The following is a 17871-nucleotide window of genomic DNA, read 5'->3' on the forward strand; positions in this document are numbered from 1 at the left end:
AAGGGGGGGTCGCTCCCTTCCACCTCCGCTTTCCCCGTGCGGGCGCGGCGAAGCCCGGAATGTGGCCGTAACAGCATGAGCGACAAAGAGATCGGAGAAATCGGGTGTGTAAGCTGGCAGACTCCCATGATGTAAGTTACCCCCTTTGTCTCCCTTACACTCCCGGATCGACACCGAACCCCACTATTCAGCGGTCAAGTTCGAGTTCCCGGACGCTGGCTCGAACGCCAGATCGCGAAGCCTGCCCGGAGGACCACCACGGCGGATCAACGGAGCCGGACTGACGCCGGTTGCCGGCTCTCGCCGGCCAGATAGCTTGCCCAGTCCTCCATGAGCACGCGCCGCCGCTCGAACAGGTCCTTGCGCCGGTACACCGCCTCGATCTTGTTCTTCACCAAATCCGCCAGCACCGCCCACCTGAGGATCAGCGTGAGCATCAACGTCAGCACCGTACTGCAAGAGGTCGTCGAGAAGGCTTGGAGTCTACCCCGATTCGTGAGCCAGAAGAATCGCCAGGACGCTGATCGCGTATGGGATTCCGAGATGGAAATCCGGCCAGACGAGGAAACCCCCCGTGTCGGGTGCGGATTGGCCGTGGCCCATCATGAAGCTGAAACGCCAGAGCGACCCGGCCCACAGGGTTGTGACGAGGGTGGCCGAGCCGCAGTCTCACCGGGATCACCGCAACGGGAACCGTCTCTCCGGGAGCTCCGACAGCCGCAGTCCGGACAGCGGCAGGCGCGGAGCATCTCCACCGCCTGCCTCCTGAGAGTCTCCAGCCGGTCCTTGTGGATATCAGGGGCGCTCATGCGACCCATCTGGCCCTTCCCGTCAGGGATATTTTTGAAGGGAGCGACCCCCCCAGGGGGTGTGGCGCAAATGTGAATGGCGCAACGCCCCCGCGCCCGCACCGGGCAGGAAAAAGGGGGGGTCGCTCCCTTCCACCTCCGCTTTCCCCGTGCGGGCGCGCCGAAGCCGGGAATGTGGCCGCAACTGACTGAAAGGAAAAAAGATCGGGGAAAGCGGCTTTGTGAATCGCCGGGACCGCTTTTTGTGAATCCACCCCGCATGTCCCGTTCACACTCCCGGACGGGCACGACACGCCACTTTTCAGCGGTCAATACCGACCTCCCGGAAGCCAACTCGAACGCCAGATCCCGAAGCCTGCCAGGGGGACTACCACGGCGGCTCAACGCCGCCGACCGGACACCAGTTGCCGACTCCCGCCGGCCAGATAGCTCGCCCAGTCCTCCATGAGCACACGCCGCCGCTCGAACAGGTCCGTTCGCCGGTACGCCGCCTCGACCTTGTTCTTCACCACATGCGCCAGCGCCGCCTCCACCACCTCGCGTGGATGATCCGTCTCCTCCGCCGCCCAGTCCCGGAAACTCGACCGGAACCCGTGCGGCACGGCCGGGATCCCGTTCCGGCGGAGCAGATGGCGCAGCGCCCCCTCGGCGAGCGGCTTTCCGCCCCTTCGGGTGAAGACCAGCCGGGCGGTTCCACCATCCATCGTTTGTGTTTCGGCCAGAATCTCCTTCGCCCGGCCACACAGCGGCACCCGGTGCTCCCGTTTGGACTTCATGCGCGTTCCGGGAACCGTCCACGTCCTTTGCGCCGGATCGATCTCCGACCACTCGGCCCACCGCACCTCGCCCCACCTCGCCGCCGTGAGCACCAGGAACTCGAAGGCCAGCATGGACACGGGCGCCGCGTTCGAGGACCGCACCCTCCTGACCGCCGGGGCCACCTCCCGATGCGGCAAGGCCCGCATGTGCCGCACCACGGCATCCTGTGTTCCGAGAACCGACCCGACGCGGTCGCAAGGGTTGTCGATCCTGAATTCCATCGCCACGGCCCACTCCAGGACCGCGCGGATGCGCTGGCGCAGCTTCCGGGCGGTGGGCGGCTTCTCGTGCCAGATCGGAGCCAGAATCCCGATCACGTCCGCGCTCGTCACCTCCGAGACCGGCAGCCTCCCGATGTGAGGAAAGGCGTAGCGCCCCAGGCTCACCATCCAGTCCTGAGCCACCCTCGGATTGCGCCAGCCGGGCCGCTTCTGCTCCACCACCCGCCTGACGGCTTCGGCAAAGCTCGGCATGTTCCAGGCGCGGCGTCTCTCGGCCAACGGATCACCCCCCTCGCGGGCCAGCTTGCGGTTCGCCCGGGCCTTCTCGCGGGCCTCGGCGAGCGTGACCAGAGAAACGCTGCCGAGTCCGAAGTCGCGGCGGCGTCCCCGGATGACGAGGCGTTGGACCCAGCTCCGGGCTCCGCTCGGCTGAACGAAGAGGTAGAGTCCGTTGCCGTCGCAGTGTCTGCCCGCCGGGGCCGAGCGCACGAATGCGGCGGAGAGCGCCTTGTGAGGATGGCGACCCTTCGGCTTAGTTTTCTGGACTGGAGCGGTCGTATTCTTTACTTCAATCATTACCACATAATATACGGGATGGAGTTGGAAATCAAGGGACGTCACGGGCAAGAGAAACGGGACCAGAATAGACCTAAATCAAAGTAATAAAACCACTTAATGGATAATCCAGGACGTCTTTGGATACCGTTGGATTCGGCATAGTTGTTTCCCCTTCGGGAGCAGCGCTCGCACGCGTTGGTCCCGTAGACTTGTCTGATCGCCGGCCGCCGATTGGGCCACTGCGCCACCGAACCATCCAGATCACAGGATCCACCGAATAGACCCTGGACTCTCCCTTATTTTCTGACGGTTCGGGAGACCTGGGTAAGCTGGGTTGAACGAGGATAGTGTCGAGGTGGTCCAATCCCGGCGGCCGTGCCAGACATGCTTTCTCTGATCCCCCACAATCGTAAAGAAACGGAACTCGAGAATGCCGTAGATTCGCTTCCCGCCGGGAATCGAGCCTGTCCCTTTCCATCGGGAATCGAGACTGTCCCTTTCCATACTCCAGACTGTCCCTTTCCATAGACTCGTCGGGAATCGAGACTGTCCCTTTCCATAGACTACTCCACATTCACGAAAGGGATGATAGTCCTCTCCTTCCGGATCGTAGGTTATGCAGACTCTGCTCCGAAAACTTCAAATTAACTCAGGCCCGCCGGCCCGCGACGTGAATCAGGACGAGGATGCCCGTCATGCCCGCGGCCATTCCGACCCAGAGGTCGGCTCCCCAGGCGCCCACCAGGGCATAGCCGGCCAGGGCGGCCACCACCGCCCCGAGAAGAGCGTATGGGATCTGGGTGCGCACGTGCTCCAGGTGTTCGCATCCGCTGCAGATGGAAGAGAGGACGGTGGTGTCGGAGATGGGGCTGCAGTGGTCGCCGAAGATGGCGCCGTCCAGGACGGCGGCCATGGCCAGGATCATCACCGCCTCACCGCCCGATTCATACCCCAACTGGGCGGCGGTGGGAATGATGATGGCCATGGTCCCGTAGCTGGTCCCGGTGGCGAAGGCGACCAATCCGGCGGTGACGAACACCGCAAGCGGAACCCACTCGACGCTCACGCCCTGGCGCAACACGGCGACGGCGTAGTGGGCCGTCTCCAAGTCGCGGCATCCGGCCGAAAGGGCCCAGGCGCAGACGATCACCACCAGGGCCCCCGAAATATGCCGGACACCCCCGACCCACGCCAGAAGCCCCTCCCGCACCGTCATCACGCCCTGCAGGGCCGGCAACAGGATCGCCAGAGCGGCTCCGGTGACGCCCGCGTAGAGCATGGCGAACGTAAGGGCCTCGCCGTCCTGGGCCGCGGCGGCCCGGATGAACACATCCTTCCATCCCGACAAGGAGGTCAAGTCGGTCCCCGGACCCTGGCTTCCCCAGTAGTAGATCTGGGTCATGATGAGAAACAGCACCGTGCCGATGGGCACCACGGCGTTGTACCAGCGCGGCTCGATCTCCGGTGACTCCGCCGAGGACTGAAGGCCGGAGGGCTCGGGCACCCGCCGCGCCTTTCTCTCCACCTTCAGCATGGGCCCGAAGTCGCGGCCGGTGGCCGCCACCACGATCACCAGGAACAGGGCGAAGATGCAATAGAACCGGTACCCCATCGCCGAGAGGAAGAGGCCGTATCCACTGGCGTCCAATCCCAGGTCCCGGGCCGCGCCCTGGAGGTAGGAGACCTCGGTCCCGATCCAGGTCGAGACCAACGCGAGACCGGCGATGGGAGCCGCGGTCGAGTCGATGAGGTAGGCCAGCTTGGCGCGGGACAGCTTCAGCCGATCGAACAACGGCCGGACCGTGGGTCCCACGATCGCCGTATTGGCGTAGTCGTCGAAAAAGATGGAGAAGCCCATGCCCACCGTCGCCACCGATACTCCGCGGCGTCCGCGCGCCAGCCGCAGGATGAGGTTGATCATTCCCTGGAGTCCGCCGCTGGCGGTGGTGACGCTGACCAGGCCCAGCAGCGACGCCGTGAAGCCGAGGATGGAGAGGTGGAAGGAGTCGAGAACCGAATCCCAGAAGTAGTTCACGAAGAGCGACTCGGCCATGGCGCCGGGCGAGGGCCAGGCATGAATCACGGCGGCGCTGGCGATTCCGAAGATGAGGGAAGGAACCAGCCAGCGGGTGATGAGAACCGAGACGATGGCCACCAGCGGCGGCAGCAACGCCAGCCAGGTTGCGTCCAACTGCCGGGACGACAGGTAGTCCTGGTCCACGGGCAACAAAGACAGGGCCAGGAGGATGACAAACGCGACCGGCGCTACGATCAGAAGCCTTTTCGTCATTTCGTTCATGAGTCCCGGCGGACTCCCCGTCCCCAGTAAAGACTACTCCCCGGCCATGACGCCGAGTTTCTCTGCTTCCCTGTTGCGGCTGCCTGCGGATCGAGCGGACCCGGCAGTCCACCGGACCGGCTGGTAGAATCGCCAACCGAATGCAGTCCACCGGAAGCGAGTTGACGGCGGCGGAAAAGAGAGAACGCCTGGCGCTCTATCGGCAGGTCCGTGCGCGAGCGACCGAATGGCTGCTGGATCAGACGAATCCCGACGGGTCCATCGGCGACACGAGCGAAGGGTACTTCTTCTACCGCGGCCCCTGGACCTTCAGCCTGGTGGGGGAGACGGAGGCGGCGAGCCGCCTGTGCGGTTGGATCCGAAAGCACATGCTCCAACCGGACGGCCGCATCGGCGGACCCTGCCGGAAGATCAACGACGCGTGGGCCTACCGGGACTCGGCTCTGATCGTCGGCGCACAGATGGCGGGTCAATACGACCTTTCCCATGGTCTCATGCCGGCGCTCCTGCGTTGGCAGGACCCGGCTTCAGGCGCTTTCGCCAACGACCGCCGCGAGGACGGCTCCAAGAGCGACGATCAGAGTATCCCCTACACTGCCGGAGGCGGCTTCGCCTGCCTGGCAACGGGAAATCTGGCGGCGGCGCGGTCGGTGGCGAGTTTCCTGCGACGGATCTACGACGCCCAGGACGAGCTTCCCAACCGCTTCTACTACGACTGGTCCCGCGCCCGCCAAACGCCCAACCGTGAGTTTCACCCCGAGCAAGCCTTCTGGTTCGTGGTGGAGAATCGTATCGCCCGGCTCCAGCGCTGGACCGTGGGTGGGATCGCCGCCGGGTTCCTGTGCCGCCTCTATCTGGCCGACCCCGATCCGGAGTACCTGGCATTGGCCCGTCTCTACCAGGACTTCTCCATGGCCGCCACTGACGGGCAGTTCAACTACGACCCGGTGTGCAAGAGCGGCTGGGGCAGTTCCTTGCTCTACCTCGTCACCGGAGATCCCCGTTATGAGGCCTGGACCTACCGCATGGGCGACTGGTTCGTCCGGCAGCAGCACCGGGACGGCTACTGGCCCCCCACCGACGGCCCTTCCACTCGAGGCCGCCTGATCCACAACGCCCTGGAATTCACCATGCACGTGGACACCCTCATCTCGGGCCTCTCCGGAGGGGGGACATTCCTGTCCCCCTCTTCAGCGCAGCGTCGCGCCACCATCCACGGGGATGACCACCCCCGTCAGGAAGCTCGCCTGTGGTGACGCCAGGAAGAGCACCGAAGCGGCGACATCTTCCACCGTCGCCAGCCGCCGTAGCGGAATCTGTCCCAGGATCTTCTCGCGCATGCCGGGACGATCCAGAGTCTGCGCCGCCAGTTCGGTTTCCACGAAGGTGGGTGCGACGGCGTTGACGGTGATGCCGTGCCGGGCCCATTCCAGAGCCAGCACCCGGGTCAACATGATCATCCCCGCCTTGCTGGAGCCGTATGCCGCTCTTTCCTCGCGGGCCACCAGCCCGGCCGCAGAAGCCACGTTGACGATGGTTCCGCCTCTCCGGGGGATCATCCGGCGTCCCACCTCCTGCGAGAGAAAGAAGGCCCCCTTGAGGTTGGCGTCCAGAATCTCGTCCCACTGCTTCTCGGTGACCTGCTCGGCCGGACGGGGGATGTTGACTCCGGCATTGTTGACCAGAACCCGAATCGGACCCAGCTCTTCCTCCACCTGATCGACGACAGCCGGCATGTCCTCCAGCCGCCGCACGTCCAACGCCAAGGGTAGCGCGTGAGCTCCGAGAGCCTCGACCCTGTGGCAGGTCTCCTGAAGCGACGTCCGCTGGCGGGCCGTCAGCGCCAAGCGGGCTCCCGGGACCGCGAACCCTTCCGCCAATCCGACCCCGATCCCGCGGCTGGCCCCGGTGATCAACACCACGCTTTCGTTATTGGCTTCCATTTCAACCACACCACCTGATCACCAGCCGCGATAGCACGCGGGCGGCCTCCAGGACCGACTCCAGTTCCACGTACTCGTCGGGCGCATGGAGGTTTCCTCCCTTCGGTCCATAGTAGATGGACTGCTCCCCCAACGCGGCCTTGAAGTAACGGGCGTCGGCAGTGCCGGGAAAGCCATCCCAATCCAGTTCCCTGCCGGTGACGCCCCGGTGACACTCCTCCAACAAGTCGACCAGACTGTCACGCCCGGCTATTTCAGGCGCGACCCAGCCTCGGGCTCGAAACCCGTTGTAGCGGATCCGGGGCGGGTTCCGAACCAGCCAGGGATCGGTCGCCGCCGCACGGCGGACCTGATCCTCGGCGAATTCCTGGGCCCGCTCCGGCGGCCAGTGGATGGGAAACGACATGCGGCAGTTGAACCGGCATTCGAGAGCCACGTTGGAAGGCCAGTCCCCTCCCTCGATCCGTCCGACGTTGAGGCTGAGGGGCCGGGGACGGTGACCATAGGACGGATGCCGGAAGTCCCGATTCAATGCTTCCACGACCGCCGGCTTGAGGCGGTGGATCAGGGACGCCGCCTTCTCGACCGCGTTCACCTGGCGTCCGGGTTCTCCCACGTACGCTGGCCGACCCCGTACACAGACCTCGAACCAGAGCACGCCCAGGGTGGCCGTCCAAACCTGAAGCCCCGTGGGCTCGGTCAGGACGGCGCCGTCGACCGGCCCCGAATCCAGTCGGCTCGCCAGCATTCCGTTGCCCGTACACTCCTCCTCAATGACGCTCTCGACCCGGACCGGTCCCCGCAGCCGGGCGCCCGACTCCCGGACCGCCGCCACCGCCAGCAGGGCCGCCACCAGCCCGCTCTTCATGTCCAGAGCGCCGCGGCCGTACATCCGGCCGTCCCGACCCTCCGCTCCCCAGGGATCGACGCTCCACCAGTGGAGCGGTCCGAGCGGCACCACGTCCACGTGCCCGTTCAGGACCAGGCTCCGCCCGCCGCTTCCCGAGGGAACAAGAACGCCGGCGACATTGGGCCGGCCGGCATAATCCCGCTCCACGGGTACGAAATCGGGGTGCGACTCCAACAAATCGGGGTCCGGTTCCCATTTCCGGGTTTCCAGACCCAGGTCGACGAGCCGCCGGCAGATCAATTCCTGGCATTCCGCCTCCTGCCCCAGCAGCGTGGGACATCGGACCAAGTCCGCCAGAAACCGCAGGTACTCCTCACCCAGGGCGTCCACCGCGTCGACGGCGCGATCCTCAGGAGTCATCTCCCGGAACCTTCCTTACTCAAACCAAAAAGAATAGAGGTGGGCGTTCTTGAGATGGATTCGGAAGCGGACCCTCTGCCCGCTGAGGGACTCCAGACTGCCTTTCCCCTCCCACTCCATCCGTACCTTCAACTGGTCTGTGGTCAGCGGCTTCGAAGCATCGCGGCTCCAACCGTCCAGAGCCTTGCGGCCCTTGGGATTTCTGACTTCCACCCGGATTTCGCCCCCGGAGGCGTCCGCATTGAGCCAGAGCCGGGTCCCGCCGAAACGCAGGGCTCGGGTCTCGACGAACCCTCCCTTTTCGTCGGCCCAGAACGAGACGAACCCGTCGCGGCGGAGACGGGCCAGGTGAATGGCGGCCTGAAAGGCGCCATTGGCCGGGTACCGGACGTCCACCCCGCTGTAATAGAACCAGAGCTCGTCCTTCTTGATGATGGGCCGAGACACCGGGAGGACCTGGGCAGTGTCGATCCGTCCCTCACCCAGCCTGGAGACCGGCAGAAAAGACTCGCGGGTGCCCACCGGCACCCAGTTGAGCAGGTCGCGGCTGGTGGCCAGCTTGGCCGAATTGACGCCGTCCTGGTTATTGTGGTGGGGAGGAGTGAGCCCGCTGGACTCGAAATAGTTGGGCAGGCCGATGTAGACGCCCTCGTAGGGGAAGATGGGCATCTTGTAGATCTCGACGTTGTAATTCTCCGGCTGATGGAACTCGGGGGTGTAGAGCCGGGGGTCGACCAAGTGTTCCCGGATGCGTTCTACGCCCAGCTTCTGATCCAGGGTATCGGCATGGAAAATGAGCTGGGGATCGGTCCATTGCTCGAAATCCCGGCTCAGCGTGAGGTAGATCGACCGGCCGAAAGGACCCCGATGCTTGACGGTCAGAATGTACTGTTTGCCCAGTTCGTCGTAGGTCAGTTGGGACGTGTCCTGGCTCGGAATGGGAGGCACGTCCAGTTTGGTGAACACGTAGCCGTCGGCGGAGACGACTGGCCGGCGGTCTCTCGGTCCCAGCAGCCCCTTGTATCGGCGATCACCGGTCCCTTGCGGATCCAGGATGACATGCTGGACGAGGGCGTCCGGCTCTCCCCGAACCGCCACCAGGTTGTTCTCCCGGGAGCCCCGGAAATCCTTTACCCCCAACGCCGGCTTTTCCCAGACGATGCCCTCCCGAGAGCGTGCGAACGCGGTTTTCCCCGGACCTCCGTGGTACCACATCTTCCAGACCTTCTCGCCAGGGTCCCAGGACGGGACGCTGGTGACCTGGATCGCCCGGCTCTCCACCGGAGTCGTCCCGGGAGCGGCGTATCGGCCCGGCCGAATCTCCCAGGGCTGGTCCGCCCGGACCACCGGACTCCCCTCGTACCGGTGAGGCTGGTGGATGACCCGCCGAACCCGGTAGAGATTCCCCAGGAGGTAGTCGTCCAGGAAGAGGTGGCGGACTCCCGGTGTGAGCACCAGGCTTCCCGGACTCTGGGCGGCTCCATTCCCTGAGAACAAGGAAAGAACGATCCATCCCCCGATCCAGATCGTGCGAATTCGAATTCTCAACATGGTTTCCTCATTGGCTCACCCCCGAAATCGGCCCCTATCATGAAGCGACGGGCCCGGACGGGCAACCATCGTGCAGAGCCGTGGCGGCTATGTTTCAATATCCGGACAGGCAGCAACACCCAACGATGTCATGAGGGATCCAATATGAAGCAAGCGCACCTGATCCGTTTTTCCTGCCTCCTCGCGGCCGGCTCGATGCTGGTCCTCGCCGGTCCGGACACCAAGACCGGAGTGGTCATGGACGCGGCCTGCGGCGCCCGGGTTGCGGCCAACGCCGAGAAGACGGCCAAACACACGGTCGCCTGCGCCTTGATGGAGAGTTGCAAGGCCAGCGGCTTCGGCCTGATCCTGGAAGGCCGGTTCCTCAAGTTCGACCCGGCGGGAGACGAACAGGCCCTGAAATTGCTGGAAGCCGCCAAGGTCAGGGAGAACTTCCGGGCCGAGGTGACCGGCGAGTTCTCCGAGGACGACATCAAGGTGTCCGCGATGAAGGCGGCCAAGCGGGAGGGGTCGGGCGCCAAGTAGGCGAATCTCAGGACACGAGGGGAGGCCGCCGGATCGCGTCTTCCCAGCAGCCCGCTATTCCGCCAGCAGGCGAACCTCCTCCAGAACGGCCGTGCTGCCTCCGTCCGGCGTGGTGAACAGCACCCGGTACTGGAGCCACCGGTCCCCTTCTCCGACCCGGATCTCGGAACCCGGCTTGTCGAAATAGGATTCGGGCCCGCCAGTCCCCTTCCAGTCCGCCTGCTCCAGGGCTTCAGCCGAAACCGCGCTCCGGATCTGAAAGCGGACCGCGGTTCCGTGCGGCGTTCGGGCTGTCCACTCGAGCCGCCCGGGACGCATTCCTTCCCGGATCTCCAGCGGCGCCGAGAAGTACTCCTCCTCCAGGCGCCGGTGATAGATGTTGCCCACGTCGTGGCTGGTGCTGAAGTGGGGACCGAAACTCTGGATCCAGTCGCGGCGGGAGTAGGAATACCCCTCCTCTCCCCCCCAGAAGATGTTGGTGCCCACGGCGTGATCGCCCCGCTCCACGTGGTTGACCACGATCAGTTCCATCCAACCGTCCTGATTCAGATCGGCCACGGAGAGCGCCAGGGTGGATTCGCCGGGAAGCGTGGCCCGCCGCGACTCGCTGTAGCTTCCGTCCGGACCTCCCCAGTAGATGAGGACCGGTAGCGAGCGCGTCGTGTACCCGTGGTAGTTGGTCATCACGATGTCCAGATACCCGTCCCGGTTCAGGTCCGCCACGGCCTGCTCTTCCGATTCGAACGCTTCCAGCACCAGAGACTTCCGGTTCGAGAATCCGTCGGAACCTCCCCAGAGCAGCGTGGTCTTGCGCATGGGCCGGCCGAACCGCTCCGGGTCGTAGACCGCTCCCAGGATCAGGTCCAGCCAGCCATCGGCATTGAGGTCCGCAATCTCGGCGGTGGACGCCGAGTGGACCTTCAGATGCTGGCGGCGCTCCACGTCGTAGTTCCCCGATTCATCGCCCCAGAAGATCTCCGTGTTGGGGGCGTCCACGTCGGTGAAGACCAGATCCAGGAAGCCGTCGCGGTTGAAATCGGCCAGCGAGCTCACCATGGGACGCCGGACTCGAAGCGGCAACCGGGTGCTGCGGTCCGGGTGGAAACCTCCTTCCCCGCCCCACCGAATGAGCCCAGTGGAATCGGGCGTGTGGGAGTCCGCCGACCCGGCGCCGACCACCAGATCCAGGTGACCGTCCCGATTCAGGTCCGCCGTGACGACGGAATAGCCTCCCGTCTCGAGTTCCGCCCTCCGATCCGTGCGGTAGCCGCCGGGACCTCCCCAGTAGATCCAGCCCTTGGGAAAAACCAGGTCCACCCAGCCGTCCTGATTCAGGTCGGCCTTGGCCATGAGCCCTCCCGTCCCCTGGATCGCGGTCACGGAGGCGATTGAGTAGTGGTGTCTGGGGTTGCCCCAGTAGATGAGGGAGTCGATGGGGCCGTGGGTGCCGCTGGAGCGGTTGATGAGCACCAGGTCCATGTGTCCGTCCCGGTTCAGGTCACCGCCACTGGCGCTCACGGGACCGAATCCCTGGAGTTCTTTCCGGTGCGCCGCATCAAATCCGTCGGGACCGTTCCAATAGACGTAGGAGTTCACATCGTAGGTGCCGTGACCGTATTCATTGGAGAACACCAGGTCGACCCACCCGTCCCGGTCGTAGTCGGCCAACACCGCATCCGTCGCCGCCAGCGTCGGCAACTCGCTCCGCTTCTCGGCCGAGAACCCCTGGCGGCCGTTCCAGTAGACGTAGGAAGAGGCGCCTCCACCGTTGGGCAACACCAGCTCGGGAAGTTCGTCCCGGTTCAGGTCGCCTGTCCGGGTCTGCTTGGCTCCCTGGGACGGCAGTTCGATCCACGGCTCCCGGGCCGGTCCCCGTTTGCTCCCCCGGTGAAGAACGACCCGATCATCCTTGTGGTTCAGAGCCAGATCCAGGTGGCCATCCTGGTCCAGGTCCGCCAAGTGCGCTCCGACGGGGTCGCCCCCCATCCACTCGTCACGTTCGGCACTGATGCCCTCCGGCGTTCCACGGTAGAGGTAGACACTCTTGTGACGGGAATTGTTGTTGACGAAGACCAGGTCCGCGTAACCGTCCCCGTCCAGGTCTCCCGCCGCGCAGTCGGCGGCGCTGACCGTCGCCACGACGCTGCGCCGCGAGGTATCGAACCCCCGGGGACCGTTCCAGTAGACGTACGACTCCAGGTGCCGGTCGAAGCCGAATCGCTCGCCCGCTTCGATGCCCCGATTTGAAAAGGCCAGGTCAACGAACCCGTCGCCGTTGAAGTCCCCGGCGGCCACACCTCCGGCCAGAATCGTGGGCAGTTCGGTCCGGTGCTCCGGCTGGTAGCCGTTGGGGCCGCCCCAGTAGATGAGGGCCGCCATGTCCTCCGAGTAGTTGTGGATGAAGTTGCAGAAGACGAGTTCCGGGTAAAGGTCCTGGTTCAGGTCCACCACGATGGACCGGCCTCCTCCCGGACTGTGCAACCGGGTCACCCCTTTTTCACGGAGCCGGATTTGCCGCAGCAGGCGGGCCAACGGCTGGTGGTCCGGCAGATCAGGCAGGATGGATTCGGGGCCCCCGGTTCGGCCCCAATAAACCAGGATGTCGGCGTTTTCCAGAACGTCGTGGTCCTGCCCCAGCAGGATGTCCATGTAGCCGTCGTTGTTCAGGTCCCAACGGTGGATCATCTCGAGCGTCCCGGAGCGGGTCGCGTAGAGGTTGACCCCGCTGTCGCCCAGACGGCCCGCCGAGAAATCCTCGAAGGTAGTGTGGGTCACCCACGCCTTCTCTGCACCTGCCGCGGCCGGACCCGATGCCAGGACCCAGGCCAACGGCACGAGTCCGAGTCGTTTATTCATGGCAAATCTCCTCTTCGCAACTTGGCTCCGTGTCAGTACAACACAGCGGAGAGAAAAGAGGAACGGTCTCTCGGAGAGGCGATTTCCAATCTCCCCCCGGACGGGCGATCTCCGGTCGCTCCCACTTCAGTTGTGCCAACTCACTCCGCAAGCCGGCGGTTAGGAAACCGCCGTTCCTCGACGGCGGCTGGAAGCCGCCGCTCCTTTTCGGCGGTTGGAAACCGCCGTTCCAATCTTGTAGAGTGCCCGGCACGCACCCGAAGGGGAAAAACGCCGATGCGCCACCAGATAATGCTCGCCATGCTCTGCCTGCTCCCCGCAGCAGGTTGCAGCGGCTCGGAGCCGGGCTCTCAGAAGCCCAGACTCGCTTACGTGACCAACGGGGTCGCCTCCTTCTGGACCATCGCCGAAGCCGGCGCGCTCAAGGCGGGCCGGGACCTGGACGTGGATGTGGACGTGCGGATGCCGGTGGAAGGGGTTCTGGACCAGAAACGGATCGTGGAGGACCTGCTGGCCCGGGGCATCGACGGCATGGCCATCAGCCCCATCGACCCGGACAACCAGGAGGACCTGGTCAACGAAGCGTGCGACCACACCACCGTCATCACCCACGACTCGGACGCGCCGCGAACCCGGCGGCTCTGCTACGTGGGGATGGACAACTACCGGGCGGGCCGCCTGGTGGGGAAGCTGGTCAAGGAAGCCATGCCCGAAGGAGGCTCGGTGATGCTTTTCGTCGGCCGGTTGGAACAGCTCAACGCCTCCCAGAGAAGGCAGGGGGTCATCGACGAGTTGCTGGACCGTCCGGGAGAGACCATGGGTGCCGTCGATCCCCCGAATGAGCTTCTGAAAGGGGAGCGCTACACCATTTTGGACACCCGTACCGACCAGTTCGACCAGGCCAAGGCCAAGGCCAACTGCGAGGACGCCATCGCCCGCTATCCCGATCTGGGCTGCATGGTGGGACTCTTCGCCTACAACCCGCCCGCCTGCCTGGTGGCTCTGCAGCAGGCCGGGGTGGACGGAATCCACCTGGTGGGCTTCGACGAGGCCGACGCCACCTTGCAGGGCATCCTGGACGGCCGGGTCTACGGCACCGTGGTCCAGCAGCCGTACCAGTACGGTTACGAATCGGTGCGGATCCTGGCGGGCCTGGCCCGGGGAGACCGCAGCGTCCTTCCCGAGAATGGGTTTCTGGATATCCCGGCCCAGACAATCCGTGCGGACAACGTCCGGGAGTTCTGGGACGATCTGAACCGCAAGATGGCGGAGGCCAAGGGCGCTACGCCCTGATTCCGGCACAATTCCCCGCCCCGCGGCGAAACAATTCCATGGCGGCACCGGTCCTCGAAGCCCGGAATATCAGCAAACGATTTCCGGGCGCACTGGCCCTGGACCGTGCGGACCTCCAGGTCCACGCCGGAGAGATCCTGGCCCTGGTGGGCGAGAACGGAGCCGGCAAGAGCACGCTGGTCAAGATCCTGGCGGGCGAGGAATCCCCCGACTCGGGACGGATCTTCATGGATGAATCTTCCGTCCGGATGGAGTCGGTCCAGACCGCCACCGGCCTGGGCGTGATCCTTATCCACCAGGAACTGAACCTCTCGGACAATCTGGACGTGACGGCCAACATCTTCCTGGGCCGCGAACCCCATCGCTTCGGGATCCTCAACCATCGCCGGCTGGCGCGGGCGGCGAGACCGATTCTGGAACGGATCGGGCTCGACTGCTCACCGTCCACCAAGGTCGCGCGGCTCTCCATGGGCCAGCGCCAACTGGTGGAGATCGCCCGGGCGCTGGCGGCGCGCTCCCGGGTCCTCATCATGGACGAACCGACGTCGAGCCTCTCCCAGGGCGAGACCCGGAACCTGTTCCGAACCGTTCGGGAGCTTCGTGCCGAAGGGGTGGCGGTGATCTACATCTCTCACCGGCTGGGCGAGGTGAAGGAGCTGGCCGACCGGGTCCTGGTGCTGCGCGACGGCGCCAACGCCGGCGAGCTGGCCAGAGACGAAATCGATCACGACCGCATGGTGCGGCTCATGGTAGGCCGGGACATCTCCAGCTTCTATGGGCGGGTCCCCAGCCGGCAGGGGCCGGTCCGCATGGAGGTTCGGGACCTGCGGACCAGGGACTATCCCGGGCACCGTCTCGACCTGGAGGTGGGAGCCGGGGAGATCGTCGGCTTGGCCGGATTATTGGGATCGGGCCGCAGCGCGCTGCTGGGCGCCCTCTTCGGTACCGAGCCGGCATTGGGCGGCAGCGTTCGGATCGACGGGGCCGCTGCCCGGATCTCCAACCCCATCGAGGGGATCAAAAACGGCATCGCCCTGGTCCCCGAGGACCGGAAACAACAAGGCCTGATCCTGCGAATGGGTGTGGAGGAGAACGTCTCGCTGGCCTCCCTGAGACACTATCGGCTCCGGGGCGGCTTCATCAACCGGCGTCTTCACCGGCGCCAGACGGCCGCGATGATCGCCAGGCTCGGCATCCGCACGCCCGGCGCCGAAGCCGCCACCGAGCACCTCTCGGGCGGAAACCAGCAGAAGGTGGTCCTGGCCAAGTGGCTCTCACTGAAACCGAAGGTGCTGCTTCTGGACGAGCCCACCCGCGGGATCGACGTCGGCTCCAAGCAGGAGATCTATCACCTGATCGAAGCGCTTTCCGAGGAAGGGACCGCCATCCTCTTCGCCAGCAGCGAGATGGAGGAGATCCTGAGACTCTCGCGGCGGGTCCTGGTGATGCACGAAGGGCGGATCAGCGGAGAGCTGTCTCGGGAAGAGCTCACGGAAGAAGCGGTTGCCCGCCTGGCCACGTCGGCGGAGGAAGCGGCATGAACAAATCGCGGGGCATCCTGCTCCTGTTGCTGGCGGTGTGCGCCTTCAGCGCACTGATGAATCCCGACTTCCTGACGCCTTACAACCTGCAGAACATCATCCGTTGGACCTCGTTGTTCGGGATCCTGAGCATCGGCGTGGCCTTCGTCATCATCACGGGCGGAATCGACCTCTCCATCGGCTCCCTGGTGGGCCTGGTGGGGTGCCTGCTTCCTATGCTTCTCGTCAACCAGGGCATGGGAGCCGCCGGGGCTTTGGGGGCGGTTCTCGCCGTCAGCCTTCTGGTCGGCCTGGCTCACGGACTCCTGGTCACCCGGCTGCGGCTCCAACCCTTCGTGGTCACCCTCTGCGGGCTGCTTCTGTACCGCGGATACGCGCGCTACCTGACGGCGGACCAGACTCAGGGATTCGGTACCGGATTCCAGGAACTCAAGCTGTTGGCCACCGGCAAACCGGTCACGCTGGCGGTTCTGGCCGCCGCGGCGGGAGCGGCCGTTCTGATCTGGACCCTGGTGCGAAGAATCCGGAAGCGCACCGAAGGCGATCCCCCGGCGGCGAAGTCACTCTGGCTGGGTCCGGCGGCGGGCGCCCTGCTGGTTCTGGCCGGCGCCGCGGTCCGGTTCGGAGACATCCAACCCCTCTCCCGGATCCTGATCCCGGCTCCTTTCCTGATCATGATCGCGCTGGCGTTGCTGGCGGGGCTCTTCCTGAATCACACCATCTACGGCCGCTACCTCCTGGCCCTGGGCCGGAACCGGGAGGCCGCCCGCTACAGCGGGATCGACACCGACCGCATGGTGATCCTGGCCTATGTGATCTGCTCCCTCATGGCGGGAATCGGAGGCATTCTCTTCGCCCTGGACATCAACTCCATTCAGCCGTCGGGGCACGGCAACTTCTACGAGCTCTACGCCATCGCGGCGGCGGTCCTGGGGGGATGCAGCCTGCGGGGAGGCGAGGGTTCGATCCTGGGCGTGGTGCTGGGAGCCGCGGTCATGCGGGTCCTCTACAACGCCATCAATTTCCTGGGGATTCCCACTCAACTGGAGTTCGCCATCATCGGGGGGGTCATCCTGGCCGGCGTGGCGGGAGATGAGCTGGTCCGCAAGGTGGTGGCGCGCCGCCAGTCGTAACGAGGAGCGGCGGCATCCTTGCCGCCGATTTGATCGCCGTCTTTCAGACGCCGACCGCGGTCCGAAACATCACGGTGCGCCGCCAGTCGTAACGGGTCAGTCCATGCGAGGCTTGGCGCCGTAATACTTGAAGGAGGGGATGAGGTGTCCGGCTGAAATGCCGCCGTCCACCTGGATCACCTGCCCTGTGATCCAGTCGCTGTCACTCGAGGCCAGAAAGACCGCCGCGGCCGCAACGTCCGCCGGCGTTCCGAAACGGGAGAGGGGCGTGTACTGCATCCAGGCGGCATACAGCGGACCGTCCTTGTCCGGAGGCGGGTCTTTGGGCACGGGAACGGCCCCCGGGGCGATGCAATTGATCTGGATGCCGAAGTCACCCAGATCGAAGGCGGCGCCGCGCGTGAAGTTGAGGATGCCCGCCTTGGTGGCTTCGTAAAGGGAACAGTAGTGGGTCCCGCCCAGTCCGTGGATGGACGACATGGTGATGATCTTGCCGCCCCCTTGCGGCTTCATGGCCTGCGCGCCGATGCGGACGGTCAGGTAGGTCCCGATGAGGTTGGTCCGCACCAGCTTCTCGAACTCCTCCACCCGGGTTTCCAGCAGCGGCTTGGCCATGCCATAACCGGCATTGGCTACCACGATGTCCAGGCGTCCGAAGCGCTCCAGCGCCGCGTCCACCATGTCCTGCACCTGGTCCTCCCGGGAGATGTCGGCCTGGACCAGCAGGCTATTCCTGCCGAGGCTCTCCACCAGTTCGGCCGTCTCCTGCCCCCCCGCCCGGTCGCTGTGATAGTTCACGACGCAGTCGGCGCCCTCCGCGGCGAAGGCCCGGCAGATGCCCGTGCCCAGTCCCCCGGAAGACCCCGTCACCAGCGCCACCTTGTCCTTGAGTCTCATGCGTCCCTCCAGGCCACCCATTGTGCACATTGGCGATCGGACGTTCGCAGCTCGGCCTTCCTAGTCAACAAGGTGTTCCTCAATTCTCGACACCCGCCCGTCCAGCCTCTCCAGACTTTCCTTGATCTTGTAAAGCAGGAAACACGCCACTGCGAT

Annotated in this window: 13 protein-coding genes; 5 read left to right on the top strand and 8 right to left on the bottom strand. The window is 65.1% G+C overall.

All coding sequences use genetic code 11. From position 1 onward, the window contains the following. Positions 1-266: 266 nt before the first annotated feature. From OXT71_18170 to OXT71_18180, 3 genes are all read right to left on the bottom strand, one after another. Positions 267-437: a hypothetical protein gene (locus tag OXT71_18170; GenBank protein MDE2928319.1), complete on the bottom strand. Its 171-nt coding sequence runs from the start codon at positions 435-437 to the stop codon at positions 267-269. 752 nt (positions 438-1189) lie between these two features. Beyond that, positions 1190-2425: an integrase arm-type DNA-binding domain-containing protein gene (locus OXT71_18175; GenBank protein MDE2928320.1), complete on the bottom strand. Its 1236-nt coding sequence runs from the start codon at positions 2423-2425 to the stop codon at positions 1190-1192. Between the two features lie 631 nt (positions 2426-3056). Next, positions 3057-4697, bottom strand: coding sequence for a hypothetical protein (locus OXT71_18180; GenBank protein MDE2928321.1), 1641 nt, complete (start codon positions 4695-4697; stop codon positions 3057-3059). 149 nt (positions 4698-4846) lie between these two features. On the opposite strand from OXT71_18180, the gene OXT71_18185 reads away from it, so the two are divergent. Beyond that, positions 4847-5962 (top strand): hypothetical protein, encoded by a 1116-nt coding sequence (locus tag OXT71_18185; GenBank protein ID MDE2928322.1) that lies wholly within the window; start codon positions 4847-4849, stop codon positions 5960-5962. Here the strand turns inward: OXT71_18185 and OXT71_18190 are convergent. Genes OXT71_18190 through OXT71_18200 form a run of 3 tightly spaced genes read right to left on the bottom strand, consistent with a single transcriptional unit; the run spans position 5897 to position 9470 of the window. Beyond that, positions 5897-6649, bottom strand: a complete 753-nt coding sequence (locus tag OXT71_18190) for an SDR family NAD(P)-dependent oxidoreductase (GenBank protein MDE2928323.1) — start codon at positions 6647-6649, stop codon at positions 5897-5899. The two genes, OXT71_18185 and OXT71_18190, sit on opposite strands and share 66 nt — an antisense overlap. Before the next feature lies 1 nt (position 6650). Next, positions 6651-7919 carry an ArgE/DapE family deacylase gene (locus OXT71_18195; GenBank protein MDE2928324.1) on the bottom strand — a complete coding sequence of 423 codons (1269 nt, stop codon included), beginning with the start codon at positions 7917-7919 and terminating at the stop codon, positions 6651-6653. A gap of 15 nt (positions 7920-7934) precedes the next feature. After that, positions 7935-9470, bottom strand: coding sequence for a hypothetical protein (locus OXT71_18200; GenBank protein MDE2928325.1), 1536 nt, complete (start codon positions 9468-9470; stop codon positions 7935-7937). 144 nt (positions 9471-9614) lie between these two features. On the opposite strand from OXT71_18200, the gene OXT71_18205 reads away from it, so the two are divergent. After that, positions 9615-9995 carry a hypothetical protein gene (locus OXT71_18205; protein MDE2928326.1) on the top strand — a complete coding sequence of 127 codons (381 nt, stop codon included), beginning with the start codon at positions 9615-9617 and terminating at the stop codon, positions 9993-9995. 54 nt (positions 9996-10049) lie between these two features. Here the strand turns inward: OXT71_18205 and OXT71_18210 are convergent, their stop codons facing one another. Next, positions 10050-12851 carry a VCBS repeat-containing protein gene (locus OXT71_18210; protein MDE2928327.1) on the bottom strand — a complete coding sequence of 934 codons (2802 nt, stop codon included), beginning with the start codon at positions 12849-12851 and terminating at the stop codon, positions 10050-10052. A gap of 276 nt (positions 12852-13127) precedes the next feature. Here OXT71_18210 and OXT71_18215 point away from each other — a divergent pair, with 276 nt between their 5' ends. From OXT71_18215 to OXT71_18225, 3 genes are read left to right on the top strand one after another with little or no spacing between them, the layout of a single operon-like run. Beyond that, on the top strand, positions 13128-14144 hold the full coding sequence (locus OXT71_18215) for a sugar-binding protein (GenBank protein ID MDE2928328.1): 1017 nt from the start codon (positions 13128-13130) through the stop codon (positions 14142-14144). Between the two features lie 38 nt (positions 14145-14182). Continuing rightward, entirely contained in the window at positions 14183-15685 is a 1503-nt protein-coding gene (locus tag OXT71_18220; GenBank protein MDE2928329.1) for a sugar ABC transporter ATP-binding protein, read from the top strand. After that, complete coding sequence (locus OXT71_18225) at positions 15682-16818, top strand: ABC transporter permease (protein ID MDE2928330.1); 1137 nt, start codon at positions 15682-15684, stop codon at positions 16816-16818. The genes OXT71_18220 and OXT71_18225 overlap by 4 nt, the downstream gene beginning before the upstream one ends. A 96-nt stretch (positions 16819-16914) precedes the next feature. Here OXT71_18225 and OXT71_18230 read toward each other — a convergent pair whose 3' ends face one another. Next, positions 16915-17715 (bottom strand): glucose 1-dehydrogenase, encoded by an 801-nt coding sequence (locus tag OXT71_18230; GenBank protein MDE2928331.1) that lies wholly within the window; start codon positions 17713-17715, stop codon positions 16915-16917. Positions 17716-17871: the final 156 nt, after the last annotated feature.

The organism is Acidobacteriota bacterium, from assembly GCA_028874215.1.
In the GTDB taxonomy this organism is placed as follows: domain Bacteria; phylum Acidobacteriota; class UBA6911; order RPQK01; family JAJDTT01; genus JAJDTT01.

What these genes read in the sequence shown, in the direction of transcription:
- OXT71_18170 (MDE2928319.1), bottom strand. Translation starts at nt 437, where the DNA reads ATGCTCACGCTGATCCTCAGGTGGGCGGTGCTGGCGGATTTGGTGAAG.
- OXT71_18175 (MDE2928320.1), bottom strand. Translation starts at nt 2,425, where the DNA reads ATGATTGAAGTAAAGAATACGACCGCTCCAGTCCAGAAAACTAAGCCG.
- OXT71_18180 (MDE2928321.1), bottom strand. Translation starts at nt 4,697, where the DNA reads ATGACGAAAAGGCTTCTGATCGTAGCGCCGGTCGCGTTTGTCATCCTC.
- OXT71_18185 (MDE2928322.1), top strand. Translation starts at nt 4,847, where the DNA reads ATGCAGTCCACCGGAAGCGAGTTGACGGCGGCGGAAAAGAGAGAACGC.
- OXT71_18190 (MDE2928323.1), bottom strand. Translation starts at nt 6,649, where the DNA reads ATGGAAGCCAATAACGAAAGCGTGGTGTTGATCACCGGGGCCAGCCGC.
- OXT71_18195 (MDE2928324.1), bottom strand. Translation starts at nt 7,919, where the DNA reads ATGACTCCTGAGGATCGCGCCGTCGACGCGGTGGACGCCCTGGGTGAG.
- OXT71_18200 (MDE2928325.1), bottom strand. Translation starts at nt 9,470, where the DNA reads ATGTTGAGAATTCGAATTCGCACGATCTGGATCGGGGGATGGATCGTT.
- OXT71_18205 (MDE2928326.1), top strand. Translation starts at nt 9,615, where the DNA reads ATGAAGCAAGCGCACCTGATCCGTTTTTCCTGCCTCCTCGCGGCCGGC.
- OXT71_18210 (MDE2928327.1), bottom strand. Translation starts at nt 12,851, where the DNA reads ATGAATAAACGACTCGGACTCGTGCCGTTGGCCTGGGTCCTGGCATCG.
- OXT71_18215 (MDE2928328.1), top strand. Translation starts at nt 13,128, where the DNA reads ATGCGCCACCAGATAATGCTCGCCATGCTCTGCCTGCTCCCCGCAGCA.
- OXT71_18220 (MDE2928329.1), top strand. Translation starts at nt 14,183, where the DNA reads ATGGCGGCACCGGTCCTCGAAGCCCGGAATATCAGCAAACGATTTCCG.
- OXT71_18225 (MDE2928330.1), top strand. Translation starts at nt 15,682, where the DNA reads ATGAACAAATCGCGGGGCATCCTGCTCCTGTTGCTGGCGGTGTGCGCC.
- OXT71_18230 (MDE2928331.1), bottom strand. Translation starts at nt 17,715, where the DNA reads ATGAGACTCAAGGACAAGGTGGCGCTGGTGACGGGGTCTTCCGGGGGA.